We start from the raw sequence: 18,400 nt of genomic DNA, 5'->3' as shown, positions 1-18,400 counted from the left end.
CATGGCCGACGCGGCAAAGCCGAGTTTGCGAGATCTTGATCCCGCGCAGATGAGAAAGCTCATCTCGCTGGCCAGGGACCGCGTGCGGAATGCCGACAGGAGCGGCGCTGCGACGATTCCTGTGGTGGCGCGCGACGGATCTCTGGAGATGTCCTTCGCGCAGCAACGGCTTTGGTTGCTAGCGCAACTCGATGGTGCCAATTCCAGCTATCACATTCGTGGAGCATTGCGGCTTTCGGGCGAACTCGATGTCGGCGCGTTGCGCCGGGGCATCGACCGTTTGTTCGCGCGCCACGAAGCGCTGCGCAGCGTCTTTCGCGTGGTCGATGAGCAGCCGCGTGTGGTGCTGCTGCCCGCTCATGAACGCGTGCCGGTGCTCGAACATGATCTGCGCGGCCGGGACGATCGCGAGCAGGAGCTCGCGCGCCTCTGCCGCGAGGAGGCCGCCACGCCGTTCGATCTCGCCGCGGGACCGTTGATCCGCGGCCGTCTGATCCGGACGGCGGAGCGGGAATATCTCTTCCTGCTCACGCAGCATCACATCGTCTCCGACGGCTGGTCGATCGGCGTGCTCGTGCGTGAGCTGGGTGCTCTCTACCAAGCTTTCGCCGCCGGCAAGGACGATCCGTTGCCGTCGTTGGCAATCCAGTATCCGGACTATGCCGCCTGGCAGCGACAATGGCTGTCGGGCGAGCGATTGCAGCGGCAGGTCGACTATTGGCGACAGGCGCTCGCGGATGCCCCCGCCGTGCTCGAATTGCCGACGGACCGGCCGTGTCCGCCGGTCAGGTCGCTCGCCGGCGCATCCTTGCCGATCGAGATCGATGCGGAGCTCGCATCCGGCATCCGGCGACTGAGCCAAGCGCATCGCGCCAGCGCTTTCATGACGGTGCTGGCGGCCTGGGCAGCGGTGTTGTCGAGGCTCTCCGGGCAGACGGATATCGTGATCGGGACGCCGACGGCCAACCGGAGCAGGCCCGAGATCGAGGGGCTGATCGGATTCTTCGTCAACATGCTGGCTGTCCGCCTCGATCTCTCGGCCGAGCCCAGCGTCGCCGAACTGCTCCGCCGCGTGCGCGCGGCGGCGCTTGCCGCGCAGGATCACCAGGATCTGCCGTTCGAGCAGGTCGTCGAGATCACTCATGCGCCGCGACGGCTGGGGCATACGCCGGTCTTTCGAGTCGTCTTCGCCTGGCAGAGCAATGAGACGGAGGCGCTCGAGCTGCGCGGCCTCAAGGCCGAGATCGCCGATATCCCGCTCCAACAGGTCAAGTTCGATCTCGAGCTTGGTCTGGGCGAGATGAACGGACGTATCGTCGGCTCCCTGAACTATGCGATGGAGCTGTTCGACGAGGCGACGATCACGCGCCATCGGGACTACCTGTTGTCCTTGCTGCGGGCCATGGTTGCCGATGCGGACCAAGTGGTCGATCGGATCGACATTGTTGGTCCCGAGGAGCACGGGCGCGTTCTCGATACGTGGAACGAGACGGCGGCACCGTTTCCCTCCGAGCGCTGCATTCACGACTTGTTTGCGGAGCAGGCAAGAAAGACGCCGGACGCCGTCGCGCTGGTGTACGAGCATGTTCGGCTGAGCTATGGCGACCTCGATGCAAGGGCGCGCCGGCTTGCGCGGCGCTTGACCGCCCTGGGTGTGGTGCCGGACCAGCCCGTCGCAATTTGCCTGCCCCGCGGTATCGCCATGGTGGTGAGCCTGCTGGCCGTGCTGAAGGCGGGCGGTGCCTATCTGCCGCTCGATCCCGCCTATCCGGCGGAGCGGCTGCGTCAGATTGTCGACGATGCCAGGCCGCGCGTGCTGATCGCCGACGACGCGGGACGCGCGATATTCCCGGATGGGACCTGCGAGATCGTCGATCCGGAAGCGAACGCATCCGCCGTCGCGGGGCAGGCGACATCGGATCTGAGTGATATCGTCAAAGAACTGACCTCGCGAAGCCTCGCTTACATCATCTACACATCCGGCTCGACCGGCCGGCCGAAGGGGGTGATGGTCGAGCACCGTGGCCTGGTGAATCTGGCGTTGGCGCAACGGGCGCTGTTCGACGTCAATTCGAACAGCCGCGTCATTCAGTTTGCCTCGTTCAGCTTCGATGCCAGCATCTGGGAAATCGTCATGGCGCTGTGCTCGGGCGCCGCGCTGTTTCTGGCTGGCCCGCGAGAGCATCAGGACACCTCGGCATTGCTCGGCTACCTCGCGGACAACGCGATCACGCATGCGACCTTGCCGCCGGCGATGCTGCACGGGCGTACCGACCTCGACCGCCTGGCCTCGCTGCGGGTTCTCGTTCTTGCCGGTGAATTGCCCAAGGCCGAGCTGATCAAGGGATTGCCTGCCGGTGTTGCCGTCTTCAACGGTTACGGGCCGACGGAAGCAACGGTCTGCGCCACGAGCTGGCTGCGGCCGCCGGGCTTTGATGGCGACGCGGCCCCGATCGGGCGTCCGCTGCCGAATGCGCGGATCTATCTTCTGGACCGATTCGGTGCGCCCGTTCCGCTCGGCGCGGTGGGCGAAATCTACATTGGCGGAGTCGGGGTTGCGCGGGGCTATCTCAATCGCGCCGATTTGACGGCGGAGCGCTTCGTGCGCGATTCCTTCCACGGCGATGCCGCCGCGCGCATGTATCGCACCGGCGATCTCGGGCGCTATTTGCCGGATGGCAATATCGCGTTTCTCGGCCGCAATGACCAACAGGTCAAGATCCGCGGCTTCCGCATCGAGCTCGGTGAGATCGAGTTTCGGCTCAACGAGCACGCCGACGTGGTCGATTCAGTCGTTCTGGTGCACCGGGATCATGGCGGCGACACGCGGCTGATCGCCTATGTAGCCGCGCGTCGCGGCGACGGCTCGGGGCTCGATGCCGGTGAATTTGCCGGCGCGATGCGCGATCACCTGCGTGCATGCTTGCCGGACTACATGATGCCTTCAGCTTTCGTGCGCCTCGATGCACTGCCGCTCACGCCGAACGGTAAGGTCGACCGCAAGGCGCTGCCGGCGCCGGAGGACGATGCGTTTGCGCGACGCCGTTTCGAGCCGCTGCGAGGCGATGTCGAGCAGATCGTCGCGAATGTTTGGGCCGAGCTTTTAGGCGTCGATCGGGTTGGACGCAGCGACCACTTCTTCGAGCTCGGCGGCCATTCGCTGCTCGCAGTCCGCATGCTGGAGCGGTTGCAGCGGCATGCTCTGAGGGCGGACGCGCGCGCACTGTTCGCAAAGCCGGTGCTGGCAGACTTTGCGGCGAGCCTCGATGGCGGCGGAGAAGCCGACGTTCCGGTCAACCGGATCACCCGGCAGACGACGGCGATCACGCCCGAATTGTTGCCGCTGATCGCGTTGACCCAATCCGACATCGACGCCATCGTGGCCGGAGTCCCCGGCGGCGTCGCCAACATCCAGGACATCTACGGCCTGTCGCCACTCCAGGATGGTATCCTCTTTCACCACCTGCTGTCGAAGGAGGGCGATCCATATCTGCTGGTCGGCCGGATGGCTTTTGCCGGCCGCGACCTGCTCGATCGCTATCTCGACGCGGTTCGGCAGGTGATCGACCGCCACGACATTCTGCGAACATCCATCTTGTGGAACGGCTTGTCCACGCCGGCACAAGTGGTTTGGCGGCAGGCGCCCCTGGTCGTCAGCGAGGTCGTGCTGGAGGGCGAAGGCTCCGTGGATGAGCAGCTCGCGCGACGATTCGATCCGCGTTTCCATCGAATCGATCTCGGCCAGCCACCGCTACTGCGATTTGCAGTCGCCGCCGATCCCAAGCGAGGGCGCTGGCTGCTGCTGGTCCTGCTGCATCACCTGATCGGCGACCACTCCACGCTGGAGGTGATGCACGACGAGGTCGGGAAGATCCTGTCCGGGCGGAGTCACGGGTTGCCGCCGCCATATCCGTTCCGGAATCTGGTGGCGCAGTCGCGTGGATCGGCGGCGACCGCGGAGCATGAGCGCTTCTTCCGAGGCATGCTCGCCGACGTCGACGAGCCGACCACGCCGTTTGGGCTGGACCGGGTGCACGGCGACGGCGGCGGCATTGGGGAAGCCCGGCGGGTCCTGCCCGAACAGCTGAGTGTAAGGCTTCGTGCTCAGGCGCGGCGGCTGGGGGTGAGCCTCGCCAGCCTCTGCCATCTTGCCTGGGGGCAAGTGTTGGCGCGAACCAGCGGGCGCGAGCGCGTCGTGTTCGGGACCGTCCTGTTCGGTCGGATGCAGGCTGGCGCCGGCGGCGATCGCACCATGGGCTTGTTCATCAACACCTTGCCGCTGCGGCTCGATCTCGATGACACGGCGGTCGAAGACAGTGTTCGTGATGCGCATGGGCGGCTCACCGCGCTGATGGCGCACGAGCACGCCTCGCTGGCGCTTGCGCAACGATGCAGCGGCGTCGCGGCGCCGGCGCCTCTGTTCAGCTCGATCCTGAACTATCGACACAATGCAATGCCGGCCGATTTGGCCGCCGACAGGGACGGCTCCGGCATCGAATGGCTCGGTGGCGAGGAGCGCACCAATTATCCCCTGATGCTGGCCGTCGAGGATTATGGTCAGGCGCTTGGCTTGACTGCTCAGATCGTCCGTCCGTTTTCGGCCGACCACATCTGCGCCTTGATGCAGCAGGCGCTCGATCAATTGGCCAAGATGCTGGAGCACGCGCCGCGCGCGCCGGTCCGGCGGCTCGACATTCTGCCTGCCGAGGAGCGCCGGCTTTTGCTGGAGACGTGGAATCGGACGCAGGCGCGATATTCGGGAGAGCGGTCGTTCGTCGCACAATTCGAGGCACAGGTCCGGAAGTCCCCCGAAGCGATCGCGCTGGTGGTCGGCGAGGCGGAGCTGAGTTACGCCGCGCTGAACGCGCGTGCCAACCGGCTGGCGCGGCGATTGCGGGACCGCGGCGTCGGGACCGATATCGTGGTCGGGCTGGCGCTCGACCGGGGCGTCGAGATGCAGGTCGCGCTGCTGGCCGTGCTGAAGGCCGGCGGGGCCTATCTGCCGCTCGATCCGGATTACCCGCCGGAGCGGCTGGCGCACATGCTGCGCGACAGCGGCGCGGCGCTGGTGCTGACGCAGAAGCAATTGCACGATCAGTTCGCTGCCGTGCTGGAGGAGACCGGCGCCGAAGCCTGGCTGCTCGACGGCGAGGACGGCGAGAGCGGGGATGCCGGCAATCTCGATGTCGCCGTTCACCCTGAGAGCCTCGCCTATGTGATCTACACCTCGGGCTCGACCGGCCTGCCGAAGGGGGTGATGGTCCGCCATGACGCCGTGACCAATTTCCTGGCGACGATGGCGGAACGGCCCGGCATGACGGCCGGCGACCGCGTGCTCGGGCTGACCTCGCTGTCCTTCGACATCGCGGTCCTGGAGCTGTGGCTGCCGCTGACCATCGGCGCCTGCGTGGTGCTGGCGGATCGTGCGGCCGCGCATGATCCCGCGCGGCTGAAGGCGATCGTGCAGCGGCACGGCGTGTCCCTGATCCAGGCCACGCCATCGACCTGGCGGATGCTGCTCGATCATGAAGGCAGCTCGCTGCCGGCAAGCTGCCGGGTGCTGTGCGGCGGCGAGGCGCTGCCGCCGGATCTGGCACGGCGGCTGGCGGGGCAGGCCGGCGAGGTCTGGAACCTGTACGGCCCGACCGAGACCACGGTGTGGTCGGCGCGCCATCGGCTCGATGCAGCGGACGATCGTCCGCTGCTGGGTGGCCCGATCGGCAACACCACGCTGCACATTCTCGATGGCGATCTCAATCTGGCGCCGGTCGGCGTTGCCGGCGAGCTGTATATCGGTGGCGCAGGGCTGGCCCGCGGCTATTGGCGGCGCGGCGCACTGACGGCGGAGCGCTTCATCCCGGATCCGTTCGGTCCGCCGGGCGCGCGGCTGTATCGCACCGGCGACCTGGCGCGGTGGCGGTCCGACGGCGTGCTCGACTATGTCGGCCGCGCCGACCATCAGGTGAAGATCCGCGGCTTCCGTATCGAGCTCGGCGAGATCGAGGCGCGGCTAATGGCGCAGGAGGGTGTGCGCGCGGCCGTGGTGGTCGCGCGCGAGGCCGGCGCCGGCCGCCAGCTGGTCGGCTATGTCAGCGGCGAAGCGCTGGATGGGGTTGCGCTCAAGGCCGCCTTGTCCCTGGTGCTGCCGGATTACATGGTGCCGGCGCGGATCGTGGTGCTCGACCGCCTGCCGCTGACGCCGAACGGCAAGATCGACCGCAAGGCGCTGCCGGCGCCGGATCAGCTTGCGGCCTCCGCCCAGCATGTCGCGCCGCGCACGCCAGCGGAAGCGGCGCTGGCCGCGATCTGGGCCGATCTGCTGCGCCAGCCCAAGATCGGCGTCACCGACAATTTCTTCGAACTCGGTGGCGATTCCCTGATCGCCGTCCAGCTCGTCAGCCGCATCAAGCGCGATCTCGGCCACGACCTGCCGCTCAACCGTCTGTTTGAAATGACGACCGTTGAAACCATGGCGGCCGCGCTGGGCCTGGAGAGCGAGACCGACACGCGGAGCGGCGACATTGCCGCGATGCTCGACATGCTGAAGGAAGTCGAACTGTCCGATGAGTGACACGGTAACCACGCAAAAGCAGCAGCTGCACGACATCTCGCGGCGCCTGATGCGCCTCGACGCCAGCAAGCAGCACGCGTTCCTGTCGCAGCTCGCGGCAAAAGGCGTCAATCTGGCCATGCTGCCGATCGTGCGCCAGGGGCGCAAGCGGGCGCCGCTGTCCTTTGCGCAGTCGCGCCTCTGGTTCCTGTGGCGGATGGATCCGGGCAGTGCCGCCTACAACATCTCGGCGACGGTGCGTGTGCGCGGCAAGCTGCAACCACGCGCCTTGCAACAGGCGTTCGATGCGCTGGTCGCCCGCCACAGCGCGCTTCGCACGGTGTTTCGACAGGAAGGGGAGCAAGCCGAACAATTCGTCCACGATCCGCAACCGGTCGCATTGCGGCACGTGACCCTCGATGGCGATGACCGGGAAGGGCAGGCGCGTTCGCTGGCGCGGCAGGAAGCCTCGCTGCCGTTCGATCTCGAGGCCGGCCCGCTCATGCGCGCGGCGTTGCTGACGCTGAACGAAGGCGACCACTTCCTCGTCGTCAGCCTGCACCATATCGTGACCGACGGTTGGTCGATGGGCGTGCTGGTCGACGAATTCTGGAAGCTGTACGCAGCATTTGCATGCGGTGAAACACCGGCCGTGCCGGAGCCGGAGATCGATTATGCCGACTACGCCGAATGGCAGCGGCTCTGGATCAGCGCGGTCGATGGCGAGCGGCAGGTCGACTACTGGGCCAGGCGTCTCGCCGATCCGGCCGTGCTCCAGCTGCCGATCGACCGGGCGCGGCCGGCGGTCCCGGACCTTGCCGGGTCGGCACGCCGCATCCCGCTCGATCCGGCGATGGCCGATGGATTGCGCGGTCTGGCGCGGCGACACCAGACGACGCTGTTCGTCGTCATGCTGGCGAGCTTCAAGCTGCTGCTCTATCGCTACACGGGCCAGTCCGACATCAACATCGGCGTGCCCGTCGCCAATCGGCACCGTGACGAAACGCGCGGCGTGATCGGCTTGTTCGTCAACACCCACGTGCTTCGTACGCAGATCGACGGCCGCGCGCGGATCGCGGATTTCATCGCGGCGGTCCACTCGGCCACGATCGAGGCACAGGAGAACCAGGACCTTCCGTTCGAGCGACTGCTGGAGATCCTCCAGCCCACGCGCAGCCTGAGCCAGAATCCGCTTTTCCAGGTCCTCTACAATCACCAGCGCCGTCGGGCGTCGGGCAATCCGCCCGATCAGACCGGCCTCCAGATCGAGAAGATCGACACTGAGGTCGATACCGTCAAATTCGATCTCGCGCTCGACACCGACGAGGGGCCGTCGGGCGAAATCCGCGCCATCCTCACTTACGCGACAGTGTTGTTCGAGGCGGCGACGATCGAGCGCCTTGCCGCGCATTGGACCACGATCCTGAAGGCGATGGTCGCTGACGACACGCAATCGATCGCCGATGTGGCATTGCTCTCCGAACAGGAGCTGGAGAGGCTGCGCCAATGGAACGGCGCGAATGGTGGAACGACAGGCACACCGTTCACGCCGGTGCACCGGACGGTTGCACGACTGGCTGCCGAAACGCCCGACGCGCCCGCGCTGATCTTCGGTGACGATGAAATCACCTATTCCGAGCTCAACCGCCGCGCCAATCGCCTCGCGCACCACCTGATGCGCCTGGGCGTCGGGCACTCCGACCTCGTCGGCGTCTCGGCAAGACGCTCGCCGCATCTCGTTGTGGCCCTGCTCGCCATCTTGAAGACGGGCGCGGCCTATCTGCCGCTCGATCCCGAGTATCCGGCCAGGCGGCAGGTCGGCACCATGCGCGATGCCGGCGCGCGTGTCGTGCTGGTTGATGCGGATGGTTCGGCGTTGACGCCGCCGCCGTCCGGCATCGAGATCGTTTCGCTCGATGCGATCGACCTCGCGCGGGAGAGCGAAAGCGATCCGCAGATCGCATTGGCCACGACCAGCCTTGCCTATGTGATCTACACCTCCGGCTCGACCGGCATCCCCAAGGGTGTCGCGGTCGAGCACGGTCCGTTCGCGATGCATTGCGAGGTGACTGCCGGGCTCTACGATATGGACCGGCACTCGCGCGAGCTGCACTTCCTGTCCTTCACCTTCGATGGTGCGCATGAGCGGCTCTGGACCGCGCTGACCTGCGGCGCTGCGCTCGTAATGCGCGATGCCGATCTGTGGTCGGCCGAGCAGACCATCGAGGTTCTGCGCCGCCAGCGCGTCACCAACGCCGGATTCCCGCCCGCCTATCTGCAACAGCTCGCCGACTTCGCGATGTGGCGTGGCGATCCGCCGCCGGTGGAGCTGTATTCGTTCGGCGGCGAGGCGATGCCCAAGGCAGGCTTTGACAAGGTCAAGCGCGCGCTCAAGCCGCAGACCTTGATCAACGGTTACGGGCCGACCGAGACCGTCGTGACGCCGCTGGTCTGGAAGGTCGATGCCAGCGAGGAGATCGATGGCAACTACGCCCCGATCGGTCGTCCGGTCGGCCGCCGCTCGGCCTACATTCTGGACGGTGATCTCAACATCGTCCCGGTCGGCGTGACCGGCGAGCTGTTCATCGGCGGCGAGGGGCTGGCGCGCGGTTATTGGCGGCGCGCCGAATTGACGGCCGCACGCTTCGTCCCCGATCCATTTGGCGCACCGGGCGCGCGTCTCTATCGCACCGGCGATCTGGCACGCTGGCGCGTCGATGGCGTGATCGAATATGTCGGCCGCTCCGACCATCAGGTGAAGATCCGCGGCTTCCGGATCGAGCTCGGCGAGATCGAGGCATGGCTGATGCGGCAGGCCGGCGTGCAGTCGGCCGTGGTCATTGCCCGCGAAGCCGGCGTCAGCCGCCAACTGGTCGGCTATGTCGCCGGTAATAGTCCGTTCGACGAAGCGGCGATGCGCGCGGCGCTCTCGGAGGAACTGCCGGACTACATGGTTCCGTCCCGCATCGTGCGGCTCGAGCGGCTGCCGCTCACCGCGCACGGCAAGGTGGATCGCGACGCCTTGCCGGCGCCCGAGACGCCCATAGCAACCGCCGCCCATGTCGCGCCGCGCTCCGCGGCAGAGACGGTGCTCGCTGCGATCTGGGCCGAGCTGCTCGGCCACCCCGCCATCGGTGTCGAGGACAATTTCTTCGAGCTTGGCGGCGATTCCATCATCTCGCTGCAAGTGGTCGGTCGCGCCCGCCAGGCGGGCCTGTTGATCGAACCGCGTGACGTCTTTCGACATCAGACCTTGCAGGATCTGGCGCGGGTGGCGCGGAGTGAAGGCAGAGCGGAAGATGTCGCCCCCGACGGCGATATCGAGGGCCGCGAGCATCCGCTGCTGCCGATCCAGCTGCGGTTCTTCGGCGAGGATGTGGGGGACCGCCATCACTGGAACCAGGCTGTTCTGTTGATGCCGAAGTCGAAGCTCGACTGGCGAACCGTCGAGCGCACGGTCGATGCCCTCGTGGCCCATCACGCGGCCTTGCGCCTGCGCTTCGAAGAGATTGATGGCGTCTGGCGTGCGACCTATGGCTCGCCGCCGGCCGTCTCGGAGCTGCTGTGGATTCGCGGCGGCGTGCGCGATAGCGCCGAGGTTACGGAAGTCGCCTCGTCAGCCCAGGCCAGCCTGTCGCTGGCCGGACCGCTGCTGCGTGTGGTCGGTATGGATCTTGCGGACGGCAGCCAGCGGCTTCTGGTGGTGGTGCATCATCTCGTCATCGACGGCGTGTCATGGCGCGTCCTGTTCGAAGATTTTGCAACGGCGTACGATCAGCTCCGGCAGGGCGCGGCCTCGGTCACGCTGGCGAGGAGCGAGCCCTATGCATCCTGGGGCCGGCGGTTGCAGGCCTATGCCGGTACCGATGAGCTGGCGGCCGAGTTCGGCTATTGGCTCGAACGAGGATCGCATGCCGAGTTTCCCTGCGACGATGATCATGGCGACGTCGACCGGGTCGCCGACGGCGAGGAGATCCTGCTGGCATTTGACGCGAGCCTGACCACGCGGCTTTTGAAGGAGGCGCCATCCGCCTACCGTACCCAGGTCAATGATCTCCTGCTGGCAGCGCTTGCGCGAGCGGTCTCGCGCTGGAGCGGAATGGAGGATGTCGTCGTCGAGCTCGAAGGGCATGGCCGTGAGGACGTCTTCGCGGGCGTCGACGTGTCCCGCACCATTGGCTGGTTCACCACGGCTTTTCCAGTGCGCCTGCCGGGCGGCTCCGGTGACGACGCTGCCCTGGTCAAATCCGTCAAGGAGGCGCTTCGGGCCGTTCCCAATCGCGGGCTGGGTTACGGTGTCCTGCGCCATCTCGGCACCGAGGCGCAGCGCGGCGCGTTGGAGACACTCCCTGAGCCGCGCATCGTCTTCAACTATCTCGGCCAGTTCGATTCCAGCATGGGTGAGAATACGCCGTTCCGGCTCGCGCCCGAGAGCTCCGGGCCAATGCGCAGCGACAGCGCGCCGCTTGGGCGTTGGGTGAGCATCAACGGTCAGGTCGGCGACGGACAATTGCGCCTGTCGTTCAGCTATGGCCGCAGGCGTTACCGCCGGGCAACGATCGAACGTCTTGCGGAGCATTATGCTGCGGCCTTGCGCGAACTCGTCGAGCATTGCACGGCTGGCGCCCGCGGCGTGACGCCGTCCGACTTCGCGTTGTCGGGTTTGAACCAGGCTGATCTCGACGCGGTGGTCGCAACGATCGACTGTCGTGAGATCGAGGACATCTATCCGCTGTCGCCGATGCAGCAGGGCATGCTGTTCCATGCTCTGCGTGATGGTGAAAGCGGCAATTACGTCAACCAGATCGGCCTGGAGGTCCGGGGTCTCGATGCCGGCAGGCTGCGCGCAGCCTGGCACGAGGTCAGCGCGCGGCACGCCGTGTTGCGAACCGGATTTACGTGGCGCGAGCTGTCGGGGGCGGCGCAGCAGGTGGCCTATCGCTCCGCGCATTTGCCATTTGCGGAAGAAGACTGGCGCGCGCAGGCCGCCGCCATGAACGACGAAGAGCTCCGGTCAGCGCTGGCGCGCGTCTCACAAGCTGAGCGCGCCAAAGCATTCGACTTGTCGCAAGCGCCATTACAGCGGGTACGACTGATACGGCTCGACGACGCACGCTACTGGCTGATCTGGACGCACCACCATATCCTGCTCGATGGCTGGAGCGCGGCGCATCTCGTGGCCGAGATCTTGCAGCATGAACGCGGCGAGCGCCTGCCCGCCGTACGGGGCCGCTATCGCGACTACATCGAGTGGCTGCAAGAGCAGGACCGCGATGCGGCGGCGACGTTCTGGCGCTCCGCCCTGGCAGAGCTGGAGGAGCCCAGTTTTCTCGCAGACGCGCTGGCAGGGCCGGCAATCAGCGGTGCATCCGGCCATGGCTCGCTGGACCTGCTTCTCACGGCCGACTTGATGGCAAGCTTGCAGGCGTTTGCCAGGCGCGAGCGCGTCACGCTGAACACGCTGGTGCAAGGCGCGTGGGCGCAGCTGCTGCGTCGTCACACCGGCCAGCGCGCGGTCTGTTTCGGCGCGACGGTCTCCGGCCGGCCGGCCGAGATCAGCGGGTCCGAGGACATGGTGGGCCTGTTCATCAACACGCTGCCCGTCGTCGATCAGGCAAGCCCGCAATCCGAAGTGGGGGCGTGGCTGCGCGACCTTCAGGCGCGCAACACGGATTTGCGCGATCACGGCTGGATGCCGCTGAATGAGATTCAGCGTCTTGCCGGCCGCTCCGGGCGCGCGCTGTTCGACAATATCCTCGTCTTCGAGAACTACCCGATCGATCAGGCGCTGCGAGGCGAGAGCGAAAGCGGACGCCGGTTCGGCCGGGTCGAGCAGGTCTCGATCACCAATTATGCGCTGACCGTGGCGGTGTTCGCCAAATCCGACGGCATCAATCTGGGCTTCCGCTACGATCGCGGCCGGTTCGATGACGACCAGATAAGATATCTGCAGGCCTCGCTGTCGCGGCTGCTGGCCAAGATCGCGGAGGACGCGTCTCTGCCGCTTGGCGCGCTCGACGGCCTCGATGTCGACGCGGCGAAGAAGGTGCTCGGCTGGAGTGGAAACGCCGAGAGCGCCCCAGAGTATGGCGACAGCATCGTCGCGCAGATCGAAGCACGTGCGGAGGCCTCGCCATCTTCGATCGCGTTGGTCTTCGGCGACCAACAAATCAGCTATAGCGAGCTGAACGCGCGCGCCAATCGCTTGGCGTGGCGGTTGCGAGACCATGGAATTGGTCGCGACCGGCTGGTCGGCGTAGCGCTCGAACGCAGCGTCGAGCTGATCGTCGGTGTCCTTGCCGTGCTGAAGGCCGGCGGCGCCTATTTGCCGCTCGATCCCGACTATCCGGCCGATCGCCTCCTTCACATGCTGCGCGATAGCGGAACAGCGCTGTTGCTGACCCAGGAACGGCTGCTGTCGCATCTGGCGCCGGTGATCGCGGGTGCGGGTGCCGAGGCCTGGACCATCGACGGAGAGGACGAAGCTCGCATCGAGGAGCCCGCCGGCAATCCCGATGCGGAGCTTCATCCGGACAGCCTGGCCTATGTGATGTACACGTCGGGGTCGACCGGCGTGCCAAAGGGCGTGGCCTGCGCGCATCGTGCGCTCGCGGCGCGGCTCGGCTGGATGCAGGCGGAATACCGCCTCGATGCCGGCGAGACCTTGCTGCATAAGACGCCGTTCAGCTTCGACGTCTCGGTCTGGGAGATATTGTGGCCGCTTGCGACCGGCGCGCGGCTTGCGATCGCGGCTCCGGGGGCACATCGCGAGCCGCGGCTTCTGGTGGACGCCGTCATCGCCCATGACGTGACGACGCTGCATTTCGTGCCGCAGATGCTCGAGCATTTCGTGACCGAGCCCGGCGCAACACGCTGCACCTCGCTCAAACGCCTGTTTGCCGGCGGCGAGGCATTGTCGCTCGAACTGATGACGCGCGTGCTCGCGGCGTTTCCCGATGTGCGGTTCGACAATCGCTACGGTCCGACCGAAGCCCTGATCAACGCCACATACTGGACTTGTCGTGACGAGGGTACGACGCGCGTGCCGATCGGCCGACCCATTTCCGGCGTGACGATCCGCATCCTCGACGCCGATCTCAACATGGTTCCGGCGGGCGTGACCGGCGAGCTTTTCATAGGCGGGGCAGGCTTGGCGCGGGGCTATTGGCGGCGCGAAAAGCTGACGGCCGAGCGCTTCATTCCCGATCCGTTCGGCGGGGCCGGCGAGCGGCTCTATCGGTCGGGAGATCTGGCGCGCTGGCGCGCCGATGGTGCGATCGACTATGTCGGGCGCGCGGATCACCAGATCAAGATTCGCGGCTTCCGCGTCGAGCTCGGCGAAATCGAGGCGCGGCTGCTCGAGCAGCCCGGCGTTCGCTCCGCGGTCGTGGTGGCGCGGGAGGTCGGAGCCGGCCGCCAGCTCGTTGGTTACGTCAGCGGCACGGACGAATTGGCGGAGGCCGTGCTACGGACGGCGCTATCGAGCGTCTTGCCCGATTACATGGTGCCGCCGAGAATCGCGGTGCTGGAGCGGCTGCCTTTGATGCCGAGCGGCAAGGTGGACCGCCATGCGCTGCCGGCGCCCGACATGGCTCATGGGAATATGGAGCATCAGGCGCCACGCACGCCGGCCGAGATGACTTTTGCAGCGATCTGGGCCGAGTTGCTCGGCCGGCCGGCCGTGAGCCTCACCGACAAGTTCTTCGAGCTCGGCGGCGATTCCATCATCTCGCTCCAGATGGTGAGCCGCGCCCGGCGCGCCGGATATCTGATCGAGCCCCGCGACGTGTTTCAGCATCAGACGCTGGAAGCGCTGGCGCTCACGGCACGAGCCGAGCAGCGCAATGTGGCTCTCGCCGACCAGGGGCAGGTCACCGGCCCGCATCCGCTCTTGCCGATCCAGGCCCGCTTCTTTGCGGAGGACATGGAGAATCGTGATCACTGGAACCAGGCGGTGCTGTTGCAGCCGAGAGATCGCCTCGACTGGGACGTGATGCGGCGCGCACTCGCCGCCGTGGTTGATCATCATGACGCGCTGCGTCTGCGCTTTGAGAGCCAGGGGGGCTGGCGTGCCGAGCACGGCGCAGCTCCAGCCGTGGACGCGCTGCTCTGGGTCCGGCGCGCGGCGGACCGTGATGCCGTGACGGCGCTGGCATCGTCGGCGCAGGCAAGCCTGTCGATCTCCGGCGGATTGCCGTTGCGGGCGGTCGGAATCGATGTCGCCGATGGTAGTCAGCGCTTTCTGATCGTGATCCACCATCTGGTGGTCGACGGCGTGTCATGGCGCATTCTGCTGGAGGACATCACTTCTGCGTACATGCAGCTTGCGCAGGGCGACGCCACGGTCGCTCTTCCCCCGAAGAGCCACGCCTATGCGCTGTGGGGACAGCGCCTGCGGGCCTACGCAACATCGCCTGAACTGGCGACGGAACTGTCCTACTGGACCGGCCGCGGCGCGAATGCGGATATTCCTTGCGACGACGATCATGGCGGCATCGATCGCATTGCGGATGCTGATGAGATCCTGCTGTCGTTCGAGAGCGAATGGACGCAGCGGCTGCTGACGGATGCACCGTCCGCCTATCGCACGCAAATCAACGATCTTCTTCTTGCCGGCCTTGCACGCGCCGTCTGGCAATGGAGCGGACAAGACGATGTCCTGGTCGAGCTGGAAGGTCATGGCCGCGAGCATCTGTCCGGCGATCTCGACCTCTCGCGCACGGTCGGCTGGTTCACGACGGCCTTTCCCGTGCGGCTGGCCGGCGGTTCGCAAGATTGCTCGCTCTTGATCAAGACCGTGAAGGAGGAGCTTCGCGGCATTCCCGGCCGCGGGCTGGGTTACGGCGTATTGCGCCATCTTGGCTCCGAGGAGCAGCGCTTGGCGCTGTCGCTTGTCGCTGAGCCGAAGATTGCCTTCAACTATCTCGGCCAGATCGACAACGGTGACGACGAGGCGGCGCTATTCAAGATGGCCACGGAAAGCGCCGGCCCGTCTCGCGATGCATCGAGCCCGCTACGACGCTGGCTGAGCGTGAACGGCACGGTGCGCGATGGCCGGTTGCGGCTGTCGTTCGGCTTCGGCCGCAAGCGATATCGGCGCGAGACGGTCGAGCGACTGGCCGCGTTGTACGAGGCTGCATTGCGCGAGCTGGTCGATCACTGCACCGGCGGCGCCTGCGGCCTGACGCCATCCGATGTGGCATTGTCGGGCCTCGGTCAGGCCGAACTCGACAGGCTCGCGCTCGATTGGCGTGAGATCGATGACATCTATCCATTGTCGCCGATGCAGCAGGGCATGTTGTTCCATGCGATGCACGACGGCGAGAGCGGGCTCTACGTCAATCAGGTCGCGGCGGAGATCCGTGGCCTCGATGCCGGAAAACTGCGCCGCGCCTGGCAGGCGGCCAGCGATCGCCACGCGGTGCTGCGGACCGGATTCGTCTGGCGTGACCTGTCCGGCGTGCCACAACAGGTCGTCTATCGACGGGCTGAAGTGCCCTTTGTCGAGGACGATTGGCGGGCGCGGATTGTCGGGTGGGACAAAGCGCAGTTGGACGCGGCGCTGGCCGACGTCTCGCGGCAGGAGCAGGCCGCAGGATTCGACCTGTCACGGCCGCCGTTGCAGCGGGTCCGGCTGATCCGGCTCGGCGAAGACCGGCATTGGCTGATCTGGACACACCATCACATCCTGCTCGACGGGTGGAGCTCGGCGCGGTTGATCGCCGAGGTGATGCAGCATGACGGCGAGGGACGTTTGCCGGCATTGCAGCACCGTTACCGCGACTACATCGCGTGGCTGAAGAACCGCGATAGCGACGCGTCGGCGGCGTTCTGGCGCGATGCGACGGCCGGGCTGGACGAGCCGAGTTTCCTGGCGGAAGGCGTGGCCGAACGGACGGGCGCGCAATCGTCCGGCCACGGCATGCTTGCGCTGGAGCTGGATCGTGCCTTGACCGGACGGTTGCAAGGATTTGCGGCGCGTGAGCGGATCACGATGAACACGCTGGTGCAGGCGGCATGGGCCCAGTTGCTGCGACAGCATACCGGGCAGGGAACGGTTTGCTTCGGTGTCACCGTGTCGGGCAGGCCGCCCGAGCTCGCCGGCGCTGAGGAGATGGTCGGGCTGTTCATCAACACGTTGCCGGTCATCGACGGCGTCAGTCCACAGCAGAAGGTCGGAGCATGGCTGCGCGAGTTGCAGGATCGCAATCTGGCCTTGCGCGACTTCGGCTCGACGCCGCTCTATGAGATCCAGCGCCTGGCAGGGCGTCCCGGACGGCCGCTGTTCGACAGCATCCTGGTGTTCGAGAATTACCCGGTTGACCACGCGTTGATCGGGACGAACCGGCAGATCCAGGTCGGCGAAACGCGGATCGTCGAGACCAGCAATTATCCGTTGTTCGCAAGCGTCGGCGTCGATGAGCGCCTGCGTCTCGTCTTCAACTATCAGCGCAAGCATTTCGGCGAGGCGCAGATCGCGCGACTACAGCGAGCCTTTGTGCGGCTGATCGAAAAGCTGAGCATCGATGCCGATCGACCGGTCGGCATGATTGCGGCCCGTGATCCCGCGGATGATGTGCTGCTTGCACGGGCGAACGACACGCGACGATCTGAACCGCGCAAGGGAATCGTCGCACAATTCGAGGCACAGGTCCGGACGTCCCCCGAAGCGATTGCGCTGGTATTCGGCGAGGCGGAGCTGAGTTACGCCGCGCTGAACGCGCGTGCCAACCGGCTGGCGCGGCGATTGCGGGACCGCGGCGTCGGGACCGATATCGTGGTCGGGCTGGCGCTCGACCGGGGCGTCGAGATGCTGGTCGCGCTGCTGGCCGTGCTGAAGGCCGGCGGGGCCTATCTGCCCCTCGATCCGGATTACCCGCCCGAGCGGCTGGCGCACATGCTGCGCGACAGCGGCGCGGCACTGGTGCTGACGCAGAAGCAATTGCACGATCAGTTCGCTGCCGTGCTGGAGGAGACCGGCGCCGAAGCCTGGCTGCTCGACGGCCAGGACGGCGAGGGCGGGGATGCCGGCAATCTCGATGTCGCCGTTCACCCTGAGAGCCTCGCCTATGTGATCTACACCTCGGGCTCGACCGGCCTGCCAAAGGGGGTGATGGTCCGCCATGACGCCGTGACCAATTTCCTGGCGACGATGGCGGAGCGGCCCGGCATGACGGCCGGCGACCGCGTGCTCGGGTTGACCTCGCTGTCCTTCGACATCGCGGTCCTGGAACTGTGGCTGCCGCTGACCATCGGCGCCTGCGTGGTGCTGGCGGATCGGGCGGCCGCGCATGATCCCGCGCGGCTGAAGGCGATCGTGCAGCGGCACGGCGTGTCCTTGATCCAGGCGACGCCATCGACCTGGCGGATGCTGCTCGATCATGAAGGCAACTCGCTGCCGGCAAGCTGCCGGGTGCTGTGCGGCGGCGAGGCGCTGCCGCCGGATCTGGCGCGGCGGCTGGTGGGGCAGGCCGGCGAGGTCTGGAACCTGTACGGCCCGACCGAGACCACGGTGTGGTCGGCGCGCCATCGGTTTTTTTTTTGGCGGACGATCGTCCGCTGCTGGGCGGTCCGATCGGCAACACCACGCTGCACATTCTCGATGGCGATCTCAATCTGGCGCCGGTCGGCGTTGTCGGCGAGCTGTATATCGGTGGCGCAGGGCTGGCCCGCGGCTATTGGCGGCGCGGCGCACTGACGGCGGAGCGCTTCATTCCCGATCCGTTCGGTCCACCGGGCGCGCGGCTGTATCGCACCGGCGACCTGGCGCGGTGGCGGTCCGACGGCGTGCTCGACTATGTCGGCCGCGCCGACCACCAGGTGAAGATCCGCGGCTTCCGTATCGAGCTC

2 protein-coding genes are annotated in these 18,400 nt (G+C 66.5%); both read left to right on the top strand.

Annotation, left to right across the window (positions count from 1 at the left end; genetic code table 11):
- The first annotated feature begins 1 nt into the window (after position 1).
- Positions 2 to 6,571, top strand: coding sequence for a non-ribosomal peptide synthetase (locus tag BM118_RS34805; protein ID WP_092191785.1), 6,570 nt, complete (start codon positions 2 to 4; stop codon positions 6,569 to 6,571).
- Positions 6,564 to 18,248 (top strand): amino acid adenylation domain-containing protein, encoded by an 11,685-nt coding sequence (locus BM118_RS34800; protein ID WP_349529751.1) that lies wholly within the window; start codon positions 6,564 to 6,566, stop codon positions 18,246 to 18,248. The genes BM118_RS34805 and BM118_RS34800 overlap by 8 nt, the downstream gene beginning before the upstream one ends.
- Positions 18,249 to 18,400 lie beyond the last annotated feature (152 nt).

It is taken from the genome of Bradyrhizobium sp. cf659 (genome assembly GCF_900113725.1).
Taxonomy (GTDB): Bacteria; Pseudomonadota; Alphaproteobacteria; order Rhizobiales; family Xanthobacteraceae; genus Bradyrhizobium.
Note: the sequence above shows the minus strand (reverse complement) of the source record. Positions and strands in the feature narration are given on the sequence as shown.